Annotated in this window: 35 protein-coding genes and 1 tRNA gene; 30 read left to right on the top strand and 6 right to left on the bottom strand. The window is 65.0% G+C overall.

Annotated features, from left to right (window positions below; translation table 11 throughout):
- The first annotated feature begins 78 nt into the window (after nt 1–78).
- On the top strand, nt 79–420 hold the full coding sequence (locus KBZ14_RS00270) for a DUF1815 family protein (protein ID WP_255116285.1): 342 nt from the start codon (nt 79–81) through the stop codon (nt 418–420).
- Between the two features lie 102 nt (nt 421–522).
- On the opposite strand, the gene recA is transcribed toward KBZ14_RS00270, so the two are convergent.
- From recA to KBZ14_RS00240, 6 genes are all read right to left on the bottom strand, one after another.
- A complete protein-coding gene (gene recA, locus KBZ14_RS00265) occupies nt 523–1,722 on the bottom strand; it encodes a recombinase RecA (protein WP_255116284.1) in 1,200 nt (399 codons plus the stop codon).
- A gap of 158 nt (nt 1,723–1,880) precedes the next feature.
- Nucleotides 1,881–2,633: an HAD family hydrolase gene (locus tag KBZ14_RS00260; protein ID WP_255116283.1), complete on the bottom strand. Its 753-nt coding sequence runs from the start codon at nt 2,631–2,633 to the stop codon at nt 1,881–1,883.
- A gap of 17 nt (nt 2,634–2,650) precedes the next feature.
- Nucleotides 2,651–2,722 (bottom strand) — tRNA-Gln (locus KBZ14_RS00255).
- Between the two features lie 122 nt (nt 2,723–2,844).
- Nucleotides 2,845–4,566 (bottom strand): AAA family ATPase, encoded by a 1,722-nt coding sequence (locus KBZ14_RS00250; RefSeq protein ID WP_255116282.1) that lies wholly within the window; start codon nt 4,564–4,566, stop codon nt 2,845–2,847.
- Nucleotides 4,566–5,594, bottom strand: coding sequence for a Light dependent period protein LdpA domain-containing protein (locus KBZ14_RS00245; RefSeq protein WP_255116574.1), 1,029 nt, complete (start codon nt 5,592–5,594; stop codon nt 4,566–4,568). Before KBZ14_RS00245 ends, KBZ14_RS00250 begins: the two co-directional genes overlap by 1 nt.
- Nucleotides 5,584–6,042 (bottom strand): NAD(P)H-quinone oxidoreductase subunit N, encoded by a 459-nt coding sequence (locus KBZ14_RS00240; RefSeq protein WP_255116281.1) that lies wholly within the window; start codon nt 6,040–6,042, stop codon nt 5,584–5,586. The genes KBZ14_RS00245 and KBZ14_RS00240 overlap by 11 nt, the downstream gene beginning before the upstream one ends.
- Before the next feature lie 408 nt (nt 6,043–6,450).
- Between KBZ14_RS00240 and rplC the strand changes: the two genes are divergently transcribed.
- The 29 genes from rplC to rpmE all read left to right on the top strand — a co-directional run bounded on the left by rplC (nt 6,451) and on the right by rpmE (nt 22,192).
- The gene (rplC, locus tag KBZ14_RS00235) at nt 6,451–7,098 is read left to right on the top strand and encodes a 50S ribosomal protein L3 (protein ID WP_255116280.1); all 648 of its coding nucleotides are present in this window, start codon (nt 6,451–6,453) and stop codon (nt 7,096–7,098) included.
- Between the two features lie 11 nt (nt 7,099–7,109).
- Nucleotides 7,110–7,745, top strand: coding sequence for a 50S ribosomal protein L4 (rplD, locus tag KBZ14_RS00230; protein ID WP_255116279.1), 636 nt, complete (start codon nt 7,110–7,112; stop codon nt 7,743–7,745).
- Nucleotides 7,738–8,040, top strand: a complete 303-nt coding sequence (locus KBZ14_RS00225; RefSeq protein ID WP_255116278.1) for a 50S ribosomal protein L23 — start codon at nt 7,738–7,740, stop codon at nt 8,038–8,040. Before rplD ends, KBZ14_RS00225 begins: the two co-directional genes overlap by 8 nt.
- Before the next feature lie 15 nt (nt 8,041–8,055).
- On the top strand, nt 8,056–8,919 hold the full coding sequence (rplB, locus tag KBZ14_RS00220; protein WP_255116277.1) for a 50S ribosomal protein L2: 864 nt from the start codon (nt 8,056–8,058) through the stop codon (nt 8,917–8,919).
- Between the two features lie 35 nt (nt 8,920–8,954).
- Nucleotides 8,955–9,230 carry a 30S ribosomal protein S19 gene (gene rpsS / locus KBZ14_RS00215; RefSeq protein WP_094589712.1) on the top strand — a complete coding sequence of 92 codons (276 nt, stop codon included), beginning with the start codon at nt 8,955–8,957 and terminating at the stop codon, nt 9,228–9,230.
- A 4-nt stretch (nt 9,231–9,234) separates the two neighbouring features.
- Nucleotides 9,235–9,594: a 50S ribosomal protein L22 gene (rplV, locus tag KBZ14_RS00210; RefSeq protein WP_255116276.1), complete on the top strand. Its 360-nt coding sequence runs from the start codon at nt 9,235–9,237 to the stop codon at nt 9,592–9,594.
- A gap of 19 nt (nt 9,595–9,613) precedes the next feature.
- A complete protein-coding gene (gene rpsC, locus KBZ14_RS00205; RefSeq protein ID WP_255116275.1) occupies nt 9,614–10,342 on the top strand; it encodes a 30S ribosomal protein S3 in 729 nt (242 codons plus the stop codon).
- A gap of 16 nt (nt 10,343–10,358) precedes the next feature.
- Entirely contained in the window at nt 10,359–10,799 is a 441-nt protein-coding gene (rplP, locus tag KBZ14_RS00200) for a 50S ribosomal protein L16 (protein WP_255116274.1), read from the top strand.
- Nucleotides 10,800–10,802: 3 nt separating this feature from the next.
- Entirely contained in the window at nt 10,803–11,012 is a 210-nt protein-coding gene (rpmC, locus tag KBZ14_RS00195) for a 50S ribosomal protein L29 (protein ID WP_255116273.1), read from the top strand.
- 20 nt (nt 11,013–11,032) lie between these two features.
- Nucleotides 11,033–11,284, top strand: coding sequence for a 30S ribosomal protein S17 (rpsQ, locus tag KBZ14_RS00190; RefSeq protein WP_255116272.1), 252 nt, complete (start codon nt 11,033–11,035; stop codon nt 11,282–11,284).
- 12 nt (nt 11,285–11,296) lie between these two features.
- Nucleotides 11,297–11,662, top strand: coding sequence for a 50S ribosomal protein L14 (rplN, locus tag KBZ14_RS00185; protein ID WP_048018117.1), 366 nt, complete (start codon nt 11,297–11,299; stop codon nt 11,660–11,662).
- A 1-nt stretch (nt 11,663) separates the two neighbouring features.
- Nucleotides 11,664–12,020, top strand: a complete 357-nt coding sequence (gene rplX / locus KBZ14_RS00180) for a 50S ribosomal protein L24 (RefSeq protein ID WP_255116271.1) — start codon at nt 11,664–11,666, stop codon at nt 12,018–12,020.
- 120 nt (nt 12,021–12,140) lie between these two features.
- Complete coding sequence (gene rplE / locus KBZ14_RS00175; protein WP_255116270.1) at nt 12,141–12,680, top strand: 50S ribosomal protein L5; 540 nt, start codon at nt 12,141–12,143, stop codon at nt 12,678–12,680.
- Nucleotides 12,681–12,699: 19 nt separating this feature from the next.
- Nucleotides 12,700–13,101 carry a 30S ribosomal protein S8 gene (gene rpsH / locus KBZ14_RS00170; protein ID WP_255116269.1) on the top strand — a complete coding sequence of 134 codons (402 nt, stop codon included), beginning with the start codon at nt 12,700–12,702 and terminating at the stop codon, nt 13,099–13,101.
- Between the two features lie 16 nt (nt 13,102–13,117).
- On the top strand, nt 13,118–13,657 hold the full coding sequence (gene rplF, locus KBZ14_RS00165; protein ID WP_255116268.1) for a 50S ribosomal protein L6: 540 nt from the start codon (nt 13,118–13,120) through the stop codon (nt 13,655–13,657).
- A 32-nt stretch (nt 13,658–13,689) separates the two neighbouring features.
- Nucleotides 13,690–14,055: a 50S ribosomal protein L18 gene (gene rplR, locus KBZ14_RS00160; protein WP_255116267.1), complete on the top strand. Its 366-nt coding sequence runs from the start codon at nt 13,690–13,692 to the stop codon at nt 14,053–14,055.
- A 14-nt stretch (nt 14,056–14,069) separates the two neighbouring features.
- Entirely contained in the window at nt 14,070–14,723 is a 654-nt protein-coding gene (gene rpsE, locus KBZ14_RS00155) for a 30S ribosomal protein S5 (RefSeq protein WP_255116266.1), read from the top strand.
- Between the two features lie 8 nt (nt 14,724–14,731).
- Entirely contained in the window at nt 14,732–15,184 is a 453-nt protein-coding gene (rplO, locus tag KBZ14_RS00150) for a 50S ribosomal protein L15 (RefSeq protein WP_255116265.1), read from the top strand.
- 119 nt (nt 15,185–15,303) lie between these two features.
- On the top strand, nt 15,304–16,620 hold the full coding sequence (secY, locus tag KBZ14_RS00145; protein ID WP_255116264.1) for a preprotein translocase subunit SecY: 1,317 nt from the start codon (nt 15,304–15,306) through the stop codon (nt 16,618–16,620).
- 74 nt (nt 16,621–16,694) lie between these two features.
- Nucleotides 16,695–17,243: an adenylate kinase gene (locus KBZ14_RS00140; RefSeq protein ID WP_255116263.1), complete on the top strand. Its 549-nt coding sequence runs from the start codon at nt 16,695–16,697 to the stop codon at nt 17,241–17,243.
- A 46-nt stretch (nt 17,244–17,289) separates the two neighbouring features.
- The gene (gene rpmJ / locus KBZ14_RS00135) at nt 17,290–17,403 is read left to right on the top strand and encodes a 50S ribosomal protein L36 (protein WP_071800924.1); all 114 of its coding nucleotides are present in this window, start codon (nt 17,290–17,292) and stop codon (nt 17,401–17,403) included.
- A 95-nt stretch (nt 17,404–17,498) separates the two neighbouring features.
- Complete coding sequence (gene rpsM, locus KBZ14_RS00130; RefSeq protein ID WP_255116262.1) at nt 17,499–17,864, top strand: 30S ribosomal protein S13; 366 nt, start codon at nt 17,499–17,501, stop codon at nt 17,862–17,864.
- A gap of 132 nt (nt 17,865–17,996) precedes the next feature.
- Nucleotides 17,997–18,389, top strand: a complete 393-nt coding sequence (rpsK, locus tag KBZ14_RS00125; RefSeq protein WP_010311626.1) for a 30S ribosomal protein S11 — start codon at nt 17,997–17,999, stop codon at nt 18,387–18,389.
- 56 nt (nt 18,390–18,445) lie between these two features.
- Nucleotides 18,446–19,384, top strand: coding sequence for a DNA-directed RNA polymerase subunit alpha (locus tag KBZ14_RS00120; RefSeq protein WP_255116261.1), 939 nt, complete (start codon nt 18,446–18,448; stop codon nt 19,382–19,384).
- A gap of 55 nt (nt 19,385–19,439) precedes the next feature.
- Nucleotides 19,440–19,790 carry a 50S ribosomal protein L17 gene (gene rplQ / locus KBZ14_RS00115; RefSeq protein WP_255116260.1) on the top strand — a complete coding sequence of 117 codons (351 nt, stop codon included), beginning with the start codon at nt 19,440–19,442 and terminating at the stop codon, nt 19,788–19,790.
- A 71-nt stretch (nt 19,791–19,861) separates the two neighbouring features.
- A complete protein-coding gene (gene truA, locus KBZ14_RS00110) occupies nt 19,862–20,743 on the top strand; it encodes a tRNA pseudouridine(38-40) synthase TruA (protein WP_255116259.1) in 882 nt (293 codons plus the stop codon).
- Nucleotides 20,744–21,039: 296 nt separating this feature from the next.
- Nucleotides 21,040–21,492 (top strand): 50S ribosomal protein L13, encoded by a 453-nt coding sequence (gene rplM, locus KBZ14_RS00105; protein ID WP_255116573.1) that lies wholly within the window; start codon nt 21,040–21,042, stop codon nt 21,490–21,492.
- Nucleotides 21,489–21,890 carry a 30S ribosomal protein S9 gene (rpsI, locus tag KBZ14_RS00100; protein ID WP_255116258.1) on the top strand — a complete coding sequence of 134 codons (402 nt, stop codon included), beginning with the start codon at nt 21,489–21,491 and terminating at the stop codon, nt 21,888–21,890. Before rplM ends, rpsI begins: the two co-directional genes overlap by 4 nt.
- Before the next feature lie 32 nt (nt 21,891–21,922).
- Nucleotides 21,923–22,192, top strand: a complete 270-nt coding sequence (rpmE, locus tag KBZ14_RS00095) for a 50S ribosomal protein L31 (protein WP_255116257.1) — start codon at nt 21,923–21,925, stop codon at nt 22,190–22,192.
- The last annotated feature ends 11 nt before the right edge of the window (nt 22,193–22,203 follow it).

Here is a 22,203-nt window from a genome sequence, read left to right as displayed (position 1 = left end):
AGGCCACGCCGGAAGTATTTGTACTCACCGAACTCTGAAGAAAACCTTAGGATTGCCGTACTCCTCGCTCGAAGGCCGATGTTCGCGCGTCTCGCCGAGCACTACCGATCCGTTGTTGAAGACCTGGTGATGAGCCTGCGTGCTCTCGCCGATGGCTTGCAGCAGCAGGGAATTGCCGCCACCTGTTACGTCTGCGGCGATGGCCGCGATGGTCATGGCGCCTCCTTCGTGGCCGACCTTGGCGACGGTCACATGGTGCGTTTTCTGGTGTCCGACTACGGGATTAACTGGGTGGAATCCCGCAATGGCCATGAACTCGTGAAGCTCGAGGGTGCTGAGGCGATTCAAGAGCTCGAGCGGGTGGCCAAGGCGCTGCGTGAAGACGTGATCTCCACCGTTTCCCTCGCGAACCGCGCCTGACGCCCCTGTCCACGCCTCTGGCACTCGATGAACAAGCCCCCGGCAGAAGCTTGCCGGGGGCTTGTTGTTTGGCCGTGGCCAAACCTTGCGGCGGTGGCTGGCTTAGCCGGCGGTAGGGAGGGCTTCGTCGCTTGTGCTGGCAGCTGTGGCGGAGCCAGCGGCAGCCAGTTTGGCGGCGGCAGCTGCCACCGGCTTGAGAGAGTCGCTGGCTTCACTCAGCTTCTGGCGCACCTGCACTTCGATCACCTCTTTCTGGGCGGGGTTCTGCTCCAGCCAGGTGATGGTGTTGTCGCGGCCCTGGCCGATGTTGTCGCCCTCGTAGCTGTACCAGGCGCCTTTGCGCACCACCACGCCGTTCTCCTCGGCGAGATCCAAGAGGCAGCCCAGGGTGCTGATGCCCCGGCCGAACAAAATGTCGAATTCGGCGATGCGGAAGGGGGGGGCCACCTTGTTCTTGGCCACCTTCACCTTGGCGCGGATGCCGTATTCCTCGGTGCCGCGCTTGAGGGTTTGGATGCGCCGGATGTCCAGGCGCACGGAGGCATAGAACTTCAGGGCGTTGCCGCCCGTGGTGGTTTCGGGATTGCCGTAGGTCACGCCGATCTTCTGGCGCAGTTGGTTCAGGAAAATCACCGTGCAGCCCGATTTGCCGATGTTGCCGGTGATCTTGCGCATGGCCTGGCTCATCAGGCGGGCCTGGCTGCCCACGGCCAGGTCGCCCATTTCGCCCTCGATCTCGGCGCGGGGAGTGAGGGCGGCCACGGAGTCCACCACCACGATGTCCACGGCGGCCGAGCGCACCAGCTGATCCACGATCTCCAGGGCCATCTCGCCGGTATCCGGCTGCGACACCAGCAGGTTCTCGATGTCCACGCCCAGGGCGGCCGCATACACCGGATCCAGGGCGTGCTCCGCATCCACAAAGGCGGCCACGCCACCGCGGCGTTGCACCTCGGCGATGGCGTGCAGGGTCAAGGTGGTTTTGCCGGAGCTCTCAGGCCCATACACCTCCACCACGCGGCCTTTTGGATAGCCACCACCCAGTGCCAGATCGAGGGTGAGCGCCCCGGTGGGGGTGGTTTCGATCCGCATGCGGGAGGCATCCCCCAGGCGCATGATCGAGCCCTTGCCGAAGTTGCGCTCGATCTGGTTCAGCACCAGGCCCAGGGCCTTGTCACGTTCGGCGGCCGCGCGGGCATCGCTGGCGGCGCTGACACGGGCGGCTTTGGGGTCGGAACTTTTGGGATCCGAGTTCTTGAGATCAGAGTTCTTGAGATCCGAGGTCTTGTCGTCGGCGGGCATGTCTACGAAATCAGTGGGGGAACAGGCCGCGGATCAGGGGCCGGCGGAGGCCGGTGGCCATCCTCTGCGACCTCACAGGATGAAGTGCCACCACACGTGCCATCCGTTCGACCGGGATCCGTTAACGGCATCCTGTAGTACAGGCGTACCCTAGCGGATCAGGGCCAGTCGGCCAAGGGGGCGTCGAATTGCTCTGGGGTGAGCAGTTCGACGCCATCCGGCAGTCCCTCGCGGTCTCTGGGGCCCAGGTACCCCCAGGACGCCAGGAAGCAGCGCACGGCCTCTAGGCCAGGTGTTCGGCGCACGGTCTCCAGGGTGGGCCGCCGGTCTTCGATGAACCACAGGGGCTGTCCCTGGTCCTGGCTGAGTTGCAGCAGCACACTGGCTTTGCTGCCCTGCTCGTGGCCGAACACCGCCAGGGGTTCCAGGTCGAAGGCCCTCAGCAGCTCCCGGGCAAAGGAGGCCCCCTTGGTGGTGAGTACCAGCCAGGAGCTGCCCTCGCCCTCCAGGCGCCGCAGCCGCTCCGGCACGCCTGGGTAGGCGCAGTGCAGGGCCAGCCAGGCGGCGGGGTTGTCCTGCAAGGCCCCATGGCGCAGGGTTTCCAGGGCTGTTTGCAGCGTTGCGGGCTCTAGGGCCCAGTGCTCCAAGGCCGCGGCAGTGCGGCCGTCGTAGTCCGCCAGATAGCAAGCCAGGTCCAGATCCGGGCGGGAGAGCTCCAGGGCCACCAGCACCATTTCCCAGCCCTTGTGGATCAGCGGTCGGAGCTGGCTGAAGGCCTCTGGCGCCTCGAGGGGAAGCTCCGCCCCCGGGTGCAGGCTTTGGGCGGCGCTGCGGGCACTCCACCAATATTCCGGCATGCCGTCTACGAGGACGCCGTCGAAGTCGAACACCAGCAAGGGGCGGGACTTCACACAGAAATGGCTTTGAACTGGGCCGCTAGGATTCGAACCTAGGAATGGCGGGACCAAAACCCGCTGCCTTACCACTTGGCGACGGCCCAACGCGCTGTGGGGCGAGATCAACCGGAGCTGATCAGCGCGACGCCTGAACGTCGCAACCCGGAGCACTCAGATAGTTACCCACAGCGGGGCGACCTTCGTCAATCGGGCAGCCGAATTGCGCTCAGGGCGGGAAGATCCGCAGCCGCTGCTGGGGGCCGCTACCAAACACCGCAGAGCGCAGCCGGTAGCGGGCCGCCAGTTCCGCCTGCATCTGCCGTACGCCCTCCTGGCGGGGCAGCAACTCCACCGGCCGCCCCTGGGGTAACACCACCTGCTCCACCGCCAGACGGCACTCCTCTAGGGCTCCATGGGCGTCGTCCTGAGCGGCCGATGGAGCCGCAGGTGAGGGGCTGGTGCCGCCTTGCCGCTGCAGCAGCCGTTCCAGGCCCCGTTGAATCTGGGGCAGGGTGTCGGCTTTGATCACCAAGATCGGCACCCCACTGGCCTGGGCTCGCCGCCGCACCTCGGGATCGCGCCCCAGTTGCTGGCGAATGGACAGCACGGCATCCGCTTCCTCCACCAGCGGCACCTGCTGCACCGGCAGTCGCCGGCTGCGCACGGCCTGCTCCACCAGCTGTTCGCTCACCCCCGCGCAATAGAGCTGCAGGGGGCGGGCGTCACTCACCGCAGCCGTATCCCCCAAGGCAGAACATCCCTCCAGGTCGGAGTGCTGGCTGCCCTGGGGGTCGGGCAAGGGCACTGGCGCCAGGGGGGTGAATCTGGGCCGGCTTGGGGGTGGCAGCGGGGCGGGTGAGGGCAGGGCCTTGGGGGCTACCGGCGGAGGGGCTTCCCGCAGCTGGAGCTCGCCGTTGGCATCCAGTTCTCGCACCTGGGGACGGGGCAGCTGCCCCCGCAGCAGCAGATCCACGGTGCGGGCCACGTCCCGGTGCACCAGCCAGCGGTGGCGGCTGTGCATCTCCACCGCCAGCGGGAAGGTGGGTTCTGCAGCCCTTTCCAGCACGGTCTTCTGGGTGCGCCTCCGCCGGGCTTCCTCGTCGCCGAGGGTCACCGACTCAATGCCCCCCACCAGATCGCTGAGGGTGGGGTTCTTCACCAGGTTGGCCAGCTCGTTGCCGTGGGCGGTGGCCACGAGCATCACGCCCCGCTCGGCGATGGTGCGAGCCGCCTGGGCCTCCAGTTCTGTACCGATCTCATCGATCACGATGACCTCGGGCATGTGGTTTTCCACTGCTTCAATCATCACTTGGTGCTGCAGCTCCGGCCGGGCCACCTGCATGCGCCGTGCGCGCCCGATCGCCGGATGCGGGATGTCGCCATCGCCGGCAATCTCGTTGCTTGTGTCGATCACCACCACCCGCTTGTCCAGGTCGTCGGCCAGCACTCGGGCGATTTCGCGCAGGGCGGTGGTTTTGCCCACGCCGGGTCGGCCCATCAGCAACAGCGACTCGCCGCTGTCCATCAGGTCGCGCACCATGGCCACGGTGCCAAACACGGCACGGCCCACCCGGCAGGTGAGGCCCACTACAGCGCCGGTGCGATTGCGGATGGCGCTGATGCGGTGCAGGGTTCGCTCGATGCCGGCGCGGTTGTCGCCGCCGAAGGCCCCCAGGTTCTGCACCACCGCGGCCAGGTCGGCCCGCTCCACCACGGCCTCCCCCAGCGCCACGGCTCTGCCGGGGTAGCGGGCCTCGGGTACCCGGCCCAGATCGAGCACCACCTCCAGCAGCTGTTCGCGGGCCTCGGCGGGAGCGAGGGCCTGGCCCACCGCAGCGGGCAGCACCTCCAGGAGCCGGTCGAGGTCGTCGGTGATCCGCTGGGGCGTGATTGCTGCTGGCGAAGCCGACACGGGCGATGGTGTTTCTTGGACTGGCGTTCTAGCCATCAACGGCGTTGCCAGGGCGTGATCAGCTCCTGGGCGAGGGTCAGCGCCTCCTGCCAGAGCAGCGGCTGCTCCCGCAGGTGGGCTCCGTTGGTGTCTGCCTGTACCAGTAGCGGTTGCAGCAGGCTGCGGGCCATACCGCCGAAGGCCACGCCGGCCGCCCCGCTGTTCGCCGGTAGGCGCTGCAGCGTGCTGGCGTTGGTGCCCCCCGCCAGTTGCAGGGGGCCAGGCGGGGCCCAGGGGCGCAGGTCCGCCAGCAGGGCCACCGCCGCGCGGGCGGTGCCGGCGCCCACATCGCCGCTCATGGGCCGCCCATCCAGCTGCCAGAGGGGGCGGAAACCGGCACCGCGCACCAGAGCAAAGCGTTGCCACAGTTCTGCCGCCAGCTGGCGGGCACTCAGCTGGTCGTTGCTGTCGCCAGCCGCCTTGGCCATGGCGCCCCGCTCCAGACCGCAGCTCACCGCCAGCCGCCGCAGGGCTACGCCGCTGGCCTGCACCTGGGAGAGTCGCTCGGCAAAGGCCTCCAGTCGGCCCGGTTGGGTGTGGATCTCAATCGCATCGGGCTGCAGGTCGGCCAGGAGGGGCGGCACCGCTGCTGCCGTGAGCAGGTGCTGGTGCTCGTCAATCAGCCCTAGGGGGCAGGCGGGTAGGCAGCGGCCGCAGCCGTAGCAGCGCTCTTCACGCACACCTCCCGTGGTGCCGATGGCCAGGGCCGGGCAGACCCGTTGGCAGGGCCGGGGGCAGTCCGGCGGGCATTGGCTTGGATCGAACCGGGCCTTGCGGAAGTGGGGGTCGTCGCCGTCGCTGAGGCTCACCATTAACCAGGGGAGCGGGGCTCCCCTGGTCTCAGCCCAGGCCATGCCGCGGCGCGCTGCGGCCACGACGGCCCGGTCGGCGGCCACGTCAATGCAGTGCACCCCCGCCAGCGCATAGATGGCGCATAGGTCCTCGATGGCGGTGAGGTCCTGGTTGCTGGCGCCGCAGATCAACTTGACCCAGCGCCCCTCGGCCAGGGCCTGCTCAGCCGACAAGTTGCTGAAGCGGTTGCCAGCGCAGGGCGCGGGCTCCACCCATTTCCACCACGATTTTCAGCCGGGGTTCCCGCCGGGTGAGATCCACCAGCGCGCTCAGCTCGGCATTGGAGAGCACCTGACCCTCCAGCAACCACAACAGCACCGGGGCGTTGCCTTCAAACAGGTGCCCCAGCTGCGGCATGGCCATCTGCACCTCGCCAACGGCGGCCCCGCGGCCCACGCTCTGGTGGCCGAGGTGTGGAGGGCGCACGCCGTGCAATTGGAGCAGGAAGGCCTCCGGATCGCCCAGGCCCCGGGCGGAAGTCATCTGGGCGCGATAGCCCGCAGCCCGCAACCGGCGCAGCAAGCGGGTCTCGGCACCGCCTTCCAGGGGGGCAAAGAGAGCCAGGGCGCCTGCCCGCTCGAGCTCCTGGCGAAAACCGCGGCCGGTGAGCAGCAGGGGCATGCGGACTGGAAAGCGCTCACGCAAGTCTGGCAGCTGACTCCGGCATTAGGGGGTGAGGCGTTGCGGTAACATCGACCACTGTGCTTCTGCAACTGTGCCCGTCCGCTAGCCGGGCCTCCAGCGCAATGCACCAGGTCGCCAGTGGTGGCGACCTTCCCCGGCCAGTGCGGTCTCCCTTCTTTTGAAAGGAATCACCGCCGGGAAACTGTTCCGCGCACCCCTCAAAAGGTCCGGTCGAGCAAGTCCCAGCCCGCTGTTTCGCCGCTGCTAGCCCAACCAAGTCGTCTCCCTGGTGCCGGGTCCAACCGACCTGGCCCATAGCAACGATTCGGTCTCGACTGCGCAATGCGATTCAGCTACACCACCCCTGTCGTGGGTGGTGGTCCTGCTGGCGTTTCTCCCCTCCTTATGTCCATCGGCATTCTTGGGAAGAAACTGGGCATGTCCCAGTTCTTCGACGACGAAGGCAGATCCATCCCGGTCACCGTGATCGAGGCGGGTCCCTGCCGTATCACCCAACTCAAAACCGACAGCACCGACGGTTACACCGCGGTTCAGCTGGGCTTTGGCGAGATTCGCGAGAAGCTCGTCAACAAGCCGGCCAAGGGTCACCTGGCCAAGTCCGGCAGCGAGCCCCTGCGCCACCTGAAGGAATACCGCGTCGACAGCGTCGACGGTCTGGAACTCGGCAGCGATGTCACCGTGGCTGCCTTTGAGGCGGGCCAGAAGGTCGATGTGAGCGGCGACACCATCGGTCGTGGTTTCGCTGGTCTTCAGAAGCGCCACGGCTTCAGCCGCGGCCCCATGACCCACGGTTCGAAGAACCACCGCGAGCCCGGTTCGATCGGCGCCGGTACCACCCCCGGTCGCGTCTATCCCGGTAAGCGCATGGCTGGCCGTTACGGCGGCAAGCAGATCACCACCCGTGGTCTCGTGATCCTGAAAGTGGATGCCGAGCGCAACCTGCTGGTGGTGAAAGGCTCGGTGCCCGGCAAGCCCGGCGCCCTGCTGAACATCCTCCCCGCCCAGCGGGTGGGCTTCAAAGCCGCGAACTGAGGAGGTAGGACATGGCTAACTGTGTTGTTCGCGATTGGCAGGGAAAGGAAGCTGGTACGGCTGCCCTCGACCTGAAAGTCGCCAAGGAAAGTTCCGCTAACGACCTGGTGCATCGCGCCGTGGTGCGTCAGCTCGCCCATGCCCGTCAGGGCACGGCCAGCACCCTCACCCGTGCCGAAGTGGCCGGTGGTGGTCGCAAGCCCTACAAGCAGAAAGGCACCGGCCGCGCCCGTCAGGGTTCGATCCGTACGCCCCTGCGCCCGGGTGGTGGTGTGGTGTTCGGGCCCAAGCCCCGCACCTACAACCTGGCGATGAACCGCAAGGAGCGTCGTCTGGCACTGCGCACTGCGCTGATGAGCCGCACTGCCGACATCACGGTCGTGAAGGGCTTCGCCGCGGGCCTGGAAACCCCAAAAACCAAGGAAATTATCGCCGCCCTGGGTCGTTTCGGCATTGCCGATGGCACCAAGGTGCTGGTGGTGCTGGATGCCCCCAGTGAGGTGGTGCGCCGCTCTGTGCGCAACCTTGAAAAGGTCAAGCTGATCGCCGCTGATCAGCTCAACGTGTTTGATCTGCTCCACGCCAACTCCCTGGTGGTGAGCGAGGAAGCACTCGCGAAGATTCAGGAGGTCTACGGCGATGGCTGAGCGTTTCACAGGACGGCTTGCGGACGTGATCCGTCGGCCGTTGATCACCGAGAAGGCCACCCGGGCCATTGAGCAGAACCAGTACACCTTCGAGGTGGATCACCGGGCTGCCAAACCCGACATCAAGGCCGCCGTTGAACAACTGTTCGACGTGAAGGTCGTCGGCATCAGCACCATGAACCCCCCGCGCCGTACGCGTCGCGTGGGCCGTTTCGCCGGCAAGCGTGCCCAGGTGAAGAAGGCCGTGGTGCGGCTGGCCGATGGCAGCGCCATCCAGCTCTTCCCTGAAGCCTGAGGGGTCTGAAGAATCATGGGAATCCGTAAGTACCGCCCTATTACCCCCGGCACCCGCACTCGGGTCGCCAGCGACTTCGCTGAAGTCACCGGCCGTGGCCGCGAGCGGGGCTTGGTTGTCGCTAAGCACCAGCGCAAGGGCCGCAACAACCGCGGTGTGATCACCTGCCGTCACCGCGGCGGTGGCCACAAGCGCCTCTACCGCCTGGTGGACTTCCGTCGCGACAAGCACGGCGTGGCCGCCAAGGTGGCTGCCATCCACTACGACCCGCACCGCAACGCCCGCCTGGCGCTGCTCTTCTACGCCGATGGCGAGAAGCGCTACATCTTGGCTCCGGCTGGGGTGGCCGTGGGCACCACCGTGGTATCGGGCCCTGAAGCTCCGATCGAGAACGGCAACGCCCTGCCCCTCTCGGCCATCCCCCTCGGTTCCAGCGTTCACTGCGTGGAGCTGTACGCCGGCCGGGGCGGCCAGATGGTGCGTACCGCCGGTGCCAGCGCCCAGGTGATGGCCAAGGAAGGCGATTACGTCGCCCTGAAGCTGCCCTCCACCGAGGTGCGTCTGGTGCGTCGTGAGTGCTATGCCACCCTCGGCGAAGTGGGCAACTCCGAAGTTCGCAACACGAGCCTCGGTAAGGCCGGCCGTCGCCGTTGGCTGGGCCGTCGCCCTCAGGTGCGAGGCAGCGTGATGAACCCCTGCGACCACCCCCACGGTGGTGGCGAGGGCCGCGCTCCGATTGGCCGTTCTGGCCCTGTTACCCCCTGGGGCAAGCCGGCCCTGGGTCTCAAGACCCGTAAGCGGAACAAACCCAGCAATCGGTTTGTGCTCCGGAAACGTCGCCGCACCTCCAAGCGGAGCCGTGGCGGACGCGATTCCTGATCAACCTCACCGCTTTGCTGTTCGTTTAAACCGCTATGGGACGTTCACTCAAAAAAGGACCGTTTGTTGCCGACAGCCTTCTGCGGAAGGTTGAGAAGCAGAACGCCGCCGACGACAAGTCCGTGATCAAAACCTGGTCCCGGGCTTCCACGATCCTGCCGATGATGATCGGCCACACCATTGCCGTTCACAACGGCAAGGCCCATGTGCCCGTCTATGTGACGGAGCAGATGGTGGGTCACAAGCTCGGGGAATTCGCGCCGACCCGCAACTTCCGGGGCCACATCAAGGACAAGAAAGGAGGCCGCTGAAGTCATGGCAAACACCCCGAATTCCACAACCCAGGCCTTGGCCCACGGTCGCTATATCCGCGGTTCCGTGTCCAAGGTGCGCCGGGTGCTCGATCAGATCCGCGGTCGCTCTTATCGCGATGCGCTGATCATGCTCGAGTTCATGCCCTACCGCTCCACTGGCCCCATCACCAAGGTGTTGCGGTCGGCTGTGGCCAACGCCGAGAACAACCTGGGTCTCGATCCTGCCTCTCTGGTGATCTCTTCCGCCACGGCGGATATGGGTCCCTCGATGAAGCGCTTCCGTCCCCGCGCCCAGGGTCGCGCCTACGCGATCAAAAAACAGACCTGCCACATCAGCATTGCTGTGGCTCCTTCCGCCTGACCCCCGAGGACACCGACCGATGGGACACAAGATCCATCCAACCGGCCTGCGCCTGGGGATCACCCAGGAGCACCGCTCGCGTTGGTACGCCCCCAGCAAGACCTATCCGACCCTCCTTCAGGAGGATGACCGGATTCGCAAATTCATCCACAAGAAGTACAGCGCCGCTGGTATCAGCGACGTCCTGATTGCCCGCAAGGCCGATCAGCTTGAGGTGGAGCTCAAAACCGCTCGCCCCGGTGTGCTCGTTGGCCGCCAGGGCAGCGGCATCGAGGAACTGCGTGCCGGTATTCAGAAAACCCTCGGCGATACCGGCCGTCAGGTGCGCATCAACGTGGTGGAAGTTGAGCGTGTCGACGCTGACGCTTACCTGCTGGCCGAATACATCGCCCAGCAACTTGAAAAGCGCGTGGCCTTCCGCCGCGTGCTGCGCATGACCATCCAGCGCGCCCAGCGCGCCGGTGTTCTGGGCCTCAAGATCCAGGTGAGTGGTCGCCTCAACGGCGCCGAGATCGCCCGTACCGAATGGACCCGTGAAGGCCGTGTGCCCCTGCACACCCTCCGCGCCGACATCGACTACGCCACCAAGGTTGCCTCAACCACCTACGGGGTGCTGGGCATCAAGGTGTGGGTGTTTAAGGGCGAAGTGCTTCCTGGCCAACAGGACAAGGTGCCCGTGGGTGCGGCACCCAAGCGCCGCGCTAGCCGTCGGCCCCAACAGTTCGAAGACCGTTCGAACGAAGAGTGATCAGGAGGCCTGAACCATGCTGAGTCCAAAACGCGTCAAATTCCGCAAGCAGCAGCGCGGCCGCATGCGCGGCATCGCTACCCGGGGCAACACCATTGCCTTCGGTGACTTTGCGCTCCAGGCCCAGGAATGCGGGTGGATCACCTCCCGTCAGATCGAAGCCTGTCGCCGTGCCATGACCCGCTATGTCAAGCGGGGTGGAAAGATCTGGATCCGGATCTTCCCCGACAAGCCGGTCACCATGCGTCCTGCTGAAACCCGTATGGGTTCCGGTAAGGGCAACCCGGAATTCTGGGTGGCGGTGATCAAGCCCGGCCGCATTCTCTTTGAGATGGGTGGTGCCGACATCACCCCCGAAATCGCCAAAGAGGCCATGCGCCTGGCGCAGTACAAGCTGCCCCTGAAAACCAAGTTCCTGGCCCTGGCGGATCAGGAAGCTGCCCCCGTGGAGTCCTGAACCATGGCCCGTCCCGACATCGCCGAGGTGCGCAAGCTCTCTGACGGCGACATCAACACGCAGATCGACGGCACCCGCCGCGAACTGTTCACCCTCCGCTTCGAGCAGGCCACCCGCCGTCTCGAGAATCCGCACCGCTTCAAGGCCGCCCGCATCAAGCTGGCCCAGCTGCTGACGGTGCAAACGGAGCGCCAGCGCTCCACCGCGTCCTGATCCCCCAAGGAGAACCAGTCATGGCACTCAAGGAAAGGGTCGGCACCGTCGTCAGCGACAAGATGGACAAGACCGTGGTGGTCGCGGTGGAAAACCGCTTCCCCCACCCCATCTATCAAAAGACGGTCAGCCGCACCAAGCGCTACAAGGCCCACGACGAAGCCAACGCCTGCAAAGTGGGCGATCGCGTTCGTATCACCGAAACCCGTCCCCTCAGTCGCACCAAGCGCTGGGCTGTGGCCGAGGTTCTGTCCAACACCAGCGCTAGCTGAGGAAATCTCCCGATGATTCAACAGGAAACTTTCCTCAACGTCGCTGACAACAGCGGCGCCAAGCGTATTCAGTGCATTCGTGTGCTGGGCACGAACCGTCGCTACGCCCACGTGGGTGACGTCATCGTGGCTGCCGTCAAGGACGCCATGCCCAACATGGGCGTCAAGAAGTCCGATGTGGTGAAGGCCGTGGTGGTTCGCACCAAGGCCACCCTGCGCCGCGACACCGGCAACTCGATCCGGTTTGACGACAACGCTGCCGTGATCCTCGGCAATGACAACAACCCCAAGGGCACCCGCGTCTTCGGTCCCGTTGCCCGCGAACTGCGTGAGCGGAACTTCACCAAGATTGTGTCCCTCGCACCGGAGGTGATCTGAGATGGCCACTGCCACCCCCAAAGCCAAGGCCCAGGTGCGCATCAAGATGCGCATCAAGCAGGGCGACACCGTTCAGGTGATCAGCGGTAAGGACAAAGGCAAGACCGGTGAGGTCCTGCGTACCCTTCCCTACGAGAACCGTGTGGTGGTGCAGGGCATCAACCTGCGCACCCGCCACGTGAAGCCCACCCAGGAAGGTGAATCCGGTCGCATCGTGACCGAAGAGACCTCCCTGCACGCCTCCAACGTGATGCTGTACTCCACCGATAAAAAGGTGGCCAGCCGCGTGGAGATCGTGGTGGAGAAGGACGGCACCAAGAAGCGCCGCCTCAAGAAGACCGGCGAGATTCTCGACTGATTCGTGCTCTGGCCCCGGTGCGGTGTTGCACCGAGGCGGCACGCCTACATCTCTCGTTCACACCCCCTGTCCCTGTCCGCCTTCTGACAACGCCCAGAAGCGCAACCCCTTCCCCCCGTCATGTCCCTCAAACAGAGCTATCGGGAGAAGATCCAGCCCAAGCTGCTCAAGGATCTCAATCTCTCGAACATTCACGAAGTCCCCAAGGTGGTGAAAGTCACCGTCAACCGGGGCCTCGGTGAAGCCGCCCAAAACGCCAAGGCCCTGGAAGCCTCCATCCAAGAACTGGCCGTGATCACCGGCCAGAAGGTGTTGGTCACCCGTGCCAAGAAGGCCATTGCCGGCTTCAAGATCCGTCAGGGCATGCCGATCGGCGTTGCTGTCACCCTTCGTGGTGACCGGATGTACGCCTTCCTCGAGCGTCTGATTCACCTGGCACTGCCCCGCATCCGCGACTTCCGCGGTGTGAGTGCAAAGAGCTTCGACGGCCGGGGGAACTACACCCTTGGGATTCGGGAACAGATCATCTTCCCCGAGATCTCCTTCGACAAGATCGACGCCATCCGGGGCATGGACATCACCATCGTGACCAGCGCCCGTAACGACGAAGAGGGCCGGGCCCTCCTCCGCGAGATGGGAATGCCGTTCCGCAGCAACTGAGCCCTCTTCGGACCCGACCATGGCTAATCACGACCCGATTTCCGACATGCTCACCCGCATTCGCAATGCGAGTGAGAAACGTCACCAGTCCACCAAGGTGCCTGCTTCCCGCATGGCTCGCAGCATCGCCAAGGTGCTGCAGCAGGAGGGCTTCATTGCCGAAATCACCGAAGAAGGTGAAGGCGTCGAGAAGCATCTCGTGCTCGAGCTGAAATACAGCGGCAAGCATCGCCAGCCCACCATCCGCACCGTGCAGCGCGTCAGCAAGCCCGGTCTGCGGATTTACAAGAACACCCGTCAGCTGCCCAAAGTTCTGGGTGGTCTGGGTGTTGCCATCATCTCCACTTCCAAGGGTGTGATGAGCGACCGTGACGCCCGTAAACAGGGCGTCGGCGGTGAAGTGCTCTGCTACGTCTACTGATCAGGGAGGTTGATCCATGTCTCGTATTGGTAAAGCGCCGATTCCCGTTCCGGGCGGCGTCACCGTCAGCCTCAATGGTCTTGACGTCACGGTGAAGGGCCCCAAGGGGCAACTCAGCCGCACCCTCCCTGAAGGTGTCACCATCGCCCAGGACGGCAACAGCCTTGTGGTGAGCCCCGCCAGCGACAACCGTCGCTCGCGCGAGCGCCATGGCCTGTGCCGCACCCTGGTGGCCAACATGGTGGAGGGCGTCAGCCAGGGTTTCACCCGCAAGCTTGAGATCGTCGGCGTGGGCTACCGCGCTGCCCTTCAGGGCACGAAGCTGGTGGTCTCTGCTGGCTACAGCCACCAGGTGGAGATGGTGCCCCCCGCTGGCGTCACCTTCGCCGTGGATGGCAACACCACCGTGCTGGTGTCCGGTGCCGACAAGGAAGTTGTGGGCAACGAAGCTGCCAAGGTGCGTGCCATTCGTCCGCCTGAGCCCTACAAGGGCAAGGGCATCAAGTACGAGGGCGAACGCATCCTGCGCAAGGCCGGTAAGACCGGTAAGAAATGAGGTCTGCCTAAGCGTCGTTACCCTGTACTGCCATGTCCACCGTCTCCCGCAAACAGCAGACCCAGAAGCGTCACCGCCGCCTGCGTCGCCATCTCTCTGGCACCGCCGTGCGTCCGCGCCTGGCTGTGTTCCGCTCCAACAATCACATTTACGCCCAGGTCATCGACGACGATGCCCAGAACACTCTGTGTTCTGCCTCGACCCTCGATAAAGATCTGCGCACCAGCGTCACGGCTGGTGCTACCTGCGATGCCTCCGTGGCCGTGGGTGCACTGGTCGCCAAGCGTGCCCTCGCCAAGGGCATTCAACAGGTGGTCTTCGATCGCGGCGGCAACCTGTACCACGGCCGTGTCAAGGCCCTGGCTGACGCCGCCCGGGAAGCGGGCCTTCAGTTCTGACCCCTGCTCTCACCATGACCGAAACCAACGACCAAGTTCAATCCAGCGATATCCCGGCGGCGTCCGATGTCCCTGCGGCGGCCGAAGGCCAGCAGGAACGTCGTGGCGGCGGCGGCCGGGGTGATGGCAAGGGTGACCGCCGTGGCGGTGGCCGTGGCCGCGACAACCGCCGTGGTCAGGAGCGCGACTCCGAATGGCAGGAGCGCGTGGTTCAGATCCGCCGCGTTTCCAAAACCGTGAAAGGCGGTAAGAAGATGAGCTTCCGGGCCATCGTTGTTGTCGGCAACGAGAAGGGCCAGGTGGGCGTGGGTGTCGGCAAGGCCGGCGATGTGATCGGTGCGGTCCGCAAGGGCGTGGCCGATGGCAAGAAGCACCTGGTGAAGGTGCCCCTCACCCGCCATTCCTCGATTCCCACCATTGGCAACGGTCGTGACGGCGCCGCCAGCGTGCTGATCCGTCCCGCTGCCCCTGGTACCGGTGTGATCGCGGGCGGTTCCATCCGCACGGTGCTCGAGCTCGCCGGCATCAAGAACGTGTTGGCCAAGCGCCTCGGTTCCAAGACCCCCCTGAACAACGCCCGTGCCGCCATGGATGCCCTGGCCGGCCTGCGCACCCACAAGGAGACCGCCAAGGAGCGTGGCATCTCCCTTGAGCAGATCTACTCCTGAGGCCCGCCATGACGTCGCTCAATCTCCAGTCCCTCGCCCCCCAGAAGGGGTCCCGTCGTCGCAAGCTCCGTAAGGGTCGCGGCATTGCCGCTGGCCAGGGCGCCAGCTGCGGTTTCGGTATGCGCGGCCAGAAGTCCCGCTCGGGTCGTCCCACCCGGCCGGGCTTCGAGGGTGGCCAGATGCCCCTCTACCGCCGGGTGCCGAAGCTCAAGCACTTCACCCTGATCAACCCCAAGAACTACACGGTGATCAACGTCGCCAAGCTTGCCGACCTCAAGGCCGGTAGCACGGTGAACATTGACACCCTGGTCAAGGATGGTCTGGTCACCAGCCCTAAGCACCCCCTCAAGGTGCTGGGCAACGGTGATCTGAAGGTGAAGCTCACCGTTCAGGCCGCCGCGTTCACCGCCAGCGCCCGCGAGAAGATCGAAGCCGCTGGTGGCACCTGCGAAGAGATCTGAACGGACGGCTTGAAGCCCCCATTCCCCTTTACCCATTAGGGTCAGAGCCGTCTGTCAGTGCCATCAGGGCCTGCAGGCGGCTTTTTTAGTCCGGGTTCCTGCCCTCTCCATCGTTCGCCATGCTCGTCAGCCGGGGCCGCAACCCCAGTGCCGGTGAAATCGTCAGCCAGCTGATCCAGGCCAAGGATCTGCGCAACCGGGTGTTGATCACCCTGGGCCTGCTGCTGTTGGTTCGCCTTGGCATCTACATCCCGGTGCCCGGTATCGACCGGGTGGCCTTCCAAGACTTCATTGCTCGCGGCGGTCAGCTGATCGGCTTCCTCGACATCTTCACGGGTGGCGGCATCTCCACTCTCGGGGTGTTTGGTCTGGGGATCCTGCCCTTCATCAATGCCTCGATCATCCTGCAGCTGCTCACCTCGGCCCTGCCTCCGCTCGAGGATCTGCAGAAGAACGAGGGCGAGGCCGGCCGGCGCAAGATCGCCCAGTACACCCGCTATGTGGCCCTTGGTTGGGGCATCCTCCAGAGCGTGGTGTTCGCTCTGATCCTGCGTCCCTACGCCATTGCCGGCACTTCCGATCTGGTGTTTGTCATCCAGACCGCCGTGGCCCTGGTGACCGGCTCGATGGTGGTGATGTGGATCAGTGAGGTGATCACGGAACGGGGCATCGGCCAGGGTGCGTCCCTGGTGATTTACCTGAACATCGTGGCTACCTTGCCCCGGGCCCTGGGTTCCACCATCGAGCTGGCCCAGAGCGGCGATCGCAGCACCGTGGGTGGGATCGTGGTGCTTGTGCTCGTGTTCCTGATCACGATTGTGGGCATCGTGTGCGTGGAGGAAGGCAACCGCCGGATTCCCATCGTGAGTGCCAAGCGCCAGGTGGGCGGTGCCAACCTGGCAGCCCGCCAGAGCTACCTTCCGCTCAAGCTCAATGCCGGCGGCGTGATGCCCATCATCTTCGCCTCGGCCGTGGTGTTCCTGCCGCTCACCATCGCCAACATGACCAAGTCCCCCTGGCTGATCCAGGTGGCGGGTTACATCAGTCCCAACAGCAGCACCCCCTGGGTCTATGCCCTGTTGTTCTTTGGGCTGATCATCGGCTTCTCCTTCTTCTACGCCTCGCTCACGGTGAATCCCGTGGACATCGCCACCACCTTGAAGCGTTCCGGTGTTGCCATCCCCGGGGTTCGTCCCGGTTCAGCCACGGCGAACTATCTGGGCAGTGTTCAGAACCGACTCACCCTGCTGGGGGCGCTGTTCCTCGGTGCTGTGGCGATCATCCCCTCGGCTGTCGAGTCGTCCACCCAGGTGAAAACCTTCCAGGGCCTTGGCGCCACCTCGCTGCTGATTCTTGTGGGTGTGGCCATCCAGACCGCCAAGCAACTGCAGACCGCTGTGATCTCCCAGCGCTACGAGGGCATGGTGCGGCAGTGATGCCGCCCCGGTGAGCCCGGCCTCTGCGGTTTTCGTTTCTTTTTCTCCCAACGCTCAAACTCCCCTTCCCCGCCATGAAGCAGCGTCTCCTCTTCCTCGGCCCCCCAGGTGCCGGTAAGGGCACCCAGGCCCAACGCCTGGCGGAGGCCAAGGGGCTGCTCCACCTCTCCACCGGCGATTTGTTGCGGGCGGAAGTGGCGGCTGGTTCCGAGCTGGGCAAGGAGGCGGAATCAGTGATGGCCCGCGGCGAGCTGGTGAGCGATGCGCTGGTGCTGGCCATTGTGCGCAGTCGCCTCCTGGCCCACAGCGGCGGCTGGCTGCTGGATGGTTTCCCCCGCAATGTGGTCCAGGCCGATGCCCTCGCCCAGCTGCTCGAGGAGCTCGGCCAACAGATCGAGTTGGTGGTGCTGATGGAGCTCGACGACGCCGCACTGATCGAGCGTTTGCTCTCCCGCGGCCGGGCCGATGACAACGAGCAGGTGATTCGCCACCGCCTGCAGGTGTATCGCGAGCAGACCGCCCCGCTGATCGCCTACTACCGCGAGCGGGACCTGCTGCAGCCGGTGGAAGCGGCCGGCACGGTCGACGCCATTGCCGAGCGGATCGCTGCGCTGCTCGGTTGACTCGTGTGGTAAGTTCGTCGTTTGGAAATTCGGAGAGACCGCTCCCATGAAGGTGCGTGCCTCGGTCAAGAAAATGTGCGACAAGTGCCGGGTGATTCGTCGCCACGGCCGGGTGATGGTGATCTGCTCCAACCCCAAGCACAAGCAGCGCCAGGGTTGATCCCCGGCGGAGCCTTGTCCTCGGTCCGCTCGCGGACCAACCCCTAACCCGCCCAGGCTGCTCTGGGCACCCTTGCTCAACCGAACGTTTTTTCTGTGGCTCGGATTGCCGGCGTCGACATTCCTCGTGACAAGAGGATCGAGATTGCTCTCACCTACGTGTATGGGATTGGCCTGACCACGGCCAAGAAGATCCTGGCCAAGACCGGCGTCAACCCCGACACCCGCGTCAAGGACCTCGAGGACGCCGACGTGCAGAAGCTGCGCGGCGCCACCGAGGGCTTCACTCTCGAGGGCGACCTGCGCCGTCAGGAGGGCATGGCCCTCAAGCGCCTGCAGGACATCGGCTGTGTCCGTGGCCGTCGCCACCGTGCCGGCCTGCCCGTGCGTGGTCAGCGCACCCGCACCAACGCCCGCACCCGCCGCGGCGCCCGTAAGACCGTTGCCGGTAAGAAGAAGTAAGGCGCTCACGCCCCTTCTCGGCCTCCAGGCTCATTTCGCTCCTGCCGACTGGTCGTCATCTCGACCGGCGTCACCAGGACGACCTCCAGTTCAGTTCCCCGATTACCTCCCTGCTCCTGCAGGGCATCTGCCATGGCCAAGCCCGCCAAGAAATCCGGCGCAAAGAAGACGAAGCGCAATGTGCCCAACGGTGTTGCGCACATTCAGAGCACCTTTAACAACACCATCGTGTCGATCACCGATACGGCTGGTGAAGTGATCTCCTGGAGCTCCGCTGGTGCCAGCGGCTTCAAGGGTGCCCGCAAAGGTACGCCGTTCGCCGCTCAGACCGCCGCCGAGGCTGCAGCCCGCCGCGCTCTCGAGCAGGGCATGCGCCAGATCGAAGTGCTCGTGCGTGGGCCTGGCTCTGGCCGTGAGACGGCCATTCGTGCCCTGCAGGTGGCCGGTCTGGAGATCACCCTGATCCGCGACGTCACTCCCCTGCCCCACAACGGTTGCCGCCGTTCCAAGCGTCGCCGGGTCTGATCCGACGCGTTGCTTAGCCCCAGGGGGGCTCATCCATACCTTCTGAGCTTCAGACCGTGTTGCAGTACCAGATCGATCGGGTTGAACACCAGGTCGCCGACGACCGCTCCCAGTTGGGTGTGTTCGTGATCGGCCCCCTCGAGCGGGGCCAGGCGATCACCCTGGGCAACTCCCTGCGTCGCGTGCTGATGGGCGCCCTTGAGGGCAGCGCCATCACCGCTGTTCGCATCGCCGGGGTCAACCACGAATACGCCACCGTTCCCGGTGTGCGTGAGGACGTCCTTGACATCCTGCTGAACTGCAAGGACATCCCCGTCAGCAGCCGCACTCGCGAGCTGGAGATCGGTCGTCTGGTGGTGAACGGTCCCGCCACCGTCACCGCTTCCGACCTGCAGTTTTCCTCCCAGGTTCAGGTGATCGATGGTGATCGTCCGATCGCCACGATCGCTGAGGGCCACAGCCTCGAGCTCGAAGTTCACGTGGAGCGTGGCGTGGGCTACCGCCCCGTGGATCGCCGCACCGAAGACACCAGTGCCATCGACCTTCTCCAGATCGATGCCGTGTTCATGCCCGTGCGTCGGGTGAACTACAGCGTTGATGAAACCGCTGTGGGCGAAGGCGGTTCCGCCCGCGAGCGCCTGCGCCTGGAAATTCAAACCGATGGTTCCGTCACTCCCGACGACGCCATGGCTCAGGCAGCCAACCAGCTGATTGCGCTGTTCCAGCCCCTGGCCAGCCTCACCATGGTGGATGAGCCCGGCCTCGAGCCCGAGCCCTCCGCCGAGGCTCAGATTCCCCTCGAAGAGCTCAATCTCTCCGTACGGGCCTACAACTGCCTCAAGCGTGCCCAGGTCAACTCCGTGTCTGACCTCATGGGCTTCAGCTACGAGGATCTGCTGGAGATCAAGAACTTCGGGTCCAAGTCGGCCGATGAAGTGATCGAGGCCCTCGAGCGCATCGGTATCTCCCTGCCCCAGAGCCGCACCAGCGCCTGATTGCGGGCGATCTGACAGCACCGAATTTCTCCGACCTCCCCCTTTCTTTCCTGCCATGCGCCACCAGTGCCGAGTCCCCCAGCTGGGACGCCCCGCCGACCAACGCAAAGCCCTGTTGCGTGCCCTCACCACGCAGCTGATCCGTGAGGGTCGTCTCACCACCACCAAGGCCCGCGCCAAGGCCCTGCGCGATGAGGCCGAGCGCATGATCACCCTCGCCAAGGAGGGCAGCCTCGCCGCCCGCCGCCGGGCCATCGGCTACATCTACGACAAGCAACTGGTGCACGCCCTGTTCGACAAGGCCCAAGAGCGCTACGGCGATCGCAACGGCGGTTACACCCGCATCATCCGCACGGTGCCCCGCCGCGGCGACAACGCCGAGATGGCCATCATCGAGCTCGTCTGAGCTTCTGTCAGACCGCTGACGGTCCACACTTCTCTGCCGCGGTGGACCGACAGTCCAGCGCGGCTTTTTTCATGCGTCATCAGCTGAGCTCTTCCCCCGATCTAGCGGATCCTGCCGTGCGTCTTCGCCGCATCGCTCTCTGTCTGCAGTACGAGGGCAGCTCGTTCTGCGGCTGGCAGCGGCAGCCCCGTGATCCCAGTGTTCAGGAAACACTCGAGGCGGCGATCGCCCAGCTGGATGGCCATCGGCCGGCCATGGCGGTGGCCGCAGGCCGCACGGACAGCGGCGTGCATGCGGCGGGCCAGGTGGTTCACTTTGACGCGGCCGGCCCCATACCTGCCCAGCGCTGGCCGGCGGCCCTCAATGGACGTCTGCCCCCCACGATCCGTGTGCGTGCCGCCGCTGAGGTGCCTGCCGATTGGCATGCCTGCTTCAGCGCTGTCTATCGGCGCTATCGCTACACCCTTTACAACGCCTGCATCCCCAACCTCTTCCTGGCCCCGTGGAGCTGGCACCGCTATCAGCGGCGTCTCGACGACCAGCTGATGGATCGGGCCCTGGCAGATCTGCTGGGCGAGCATGACTTTGCCGCCTTTGAGCGGGCGGGCAGCAGCCGCAGCCATTCCCGTACCACCGTGCAGGAGGCGAGCCTGGTGCGTCGCGGCGATGTGGTGGAGGTGGAGATCCAGGCCAGCGGCTTTCTCTACGGCATGGTGCGGCTGCTGATGGGGCAGCTGGTGGCCATCGGCGAGGGTCGCCTCAGCCTTGAGGCCTTTCAACGCCGCTGGCGCAGCCAGGCCCGTGAGGAGGTGAAGGAGGCCGCGCCGCCCCAGGGCCTGTGCCTGTTGCGGGTGGGCTATCCCTCGGAGGTGTTTCCCAGGGCTGCCTGGTACGATAGCCAACCGCGGTATTTGCTGGAGAGCTCTGATGCTCCGCCTGCTGCACCGGACTAAGTCCCAGGGCTTCTCTCCGGTTTCGCAGGCTTTCAGATCTCTCCGCTGAAGGGGCTTCGCTCCATCAGCTGACCGGTCCTTGGTCTTGTCCCTACGGGGACCTTGCCAGCTCCAGGTCTCCGGCGTCCATGTCCTTCCTTGCTTGCCTCCCGGGGCGTTCAGCAGGTGAAGAGGTAGGGTCGCTAAACGAGCTTCTGGCTCCCGAGTGATCGGGTGCCCTGCCGTTCCCTCTGTCCAGCCCCGTCGGTGCAGCTCCCTGCTCGATGGCGCGCTACCCGATCCGGCCCGCCGGCGCGATGAACAAGACTCTCGTCCCCCCTCAGGATTCCTCCACTCGCCAGTGGTATCTGGTCGATGCGGAGAACCAGACCCTCGGCCGCCTTGCCAGTGAGGTGGCTTCGGTGCTACGGGGTAAGAACAACCCCAACTTCGCTCCCCACATTGACGCCGGCGACTTCGTCGTGGTGATCAATGCCGACAAGGTGAAGGTGAGCGGCAACAAGTTCACCGAGAAGGTTTACCGCCGTCATTCCGGCCGTCCCGGCGGCATGAAGACCGAGAGCTTCGCGGCTCTGCAGGCTCGTCTGCCAGAGCGGATCATTGAGAAGGCTGTGAAGGGCATGCTCCCCCACAACGCTCTCGGCCGCCAGCTCTTCCGCAAGCTCAAGGTGTACAAGGGTGCTGAGCACCCCCATACCGCCCAACAGCCCAAGGCCCTCGCGCTCGATCCCGCCGCTTCCGCCCAATGAGCACCAACAAAGTCGTCTACTGGGGAACCGGCCGTCGCAAGACCGCCGTCGCCCGTGTCCGCGTTGTTCCCGGCACCGGTTCCGTCACCATCAACGGTCGTCCCGGCGATAACTACCTCAACTACAACCCCGTTTACCTGGCTGCCGTCAAGGCTCCCCTGAAGACCCTGGGTCTGGCTGGTGAGTACGACCTCCTGGTCAACGTGCGTGGTGGTGGCCTCACCGGCCAGGCTGACGCCATCAAGCAAGGCGCAGCCCGGGCCCTCTGCGATCTGTCCCCCGACAACCGCAAGCCCCTCAAGACCGAAGGCCACCTCAGCCGCGACCCCCGCGCCAAAGAGCGTCGCAAGTACGGCCTGAAGAAAGCCCGTAAGGCTCCTCAGTTCTCCAAGCGCTGATCTCTTCCTTTCGTATTCAGCCGAGTCTCGTCATGCCCAAGGCCGACATTCATCCCACCTGGTATCCCGATGCCAAGGTGATCTGCAATGGAGAGGTGGTGATGACCACCGGCTCCACTAGCCCCGAGCTTCACGTGGATGTGTGGAGCGGCAACCACCCCTTCTATACCGGCACCCAGAAAATCCTCGACACCGAGGGTCGTGTGGACCGTTTCATGCGCAAGTACGGCATGGCTGGTGCGTCCGATGCTCCTCAGGAGACGAAGACGGAAGCCAAGTCCGAAGCCGCTGCGCAAGCCTGATTTCCATCCGT

Origin of the sequence: Synechococcus sp. HJ21-Hayes, from assembly GCF_024345835.1 — a bacterium.
In the GTDB taxonomy this organism is placed as follows: domain Bacteria; phylum Cyanobacteriota; class Cyanobacteriia; order PCC-6307; family Cyanobiaceae; genus Vulcanococcus.
Note: the sequence above shows the minus strand (reverse complement) of the source record. Positions and strands in the feature narration are given on the sequence as shown.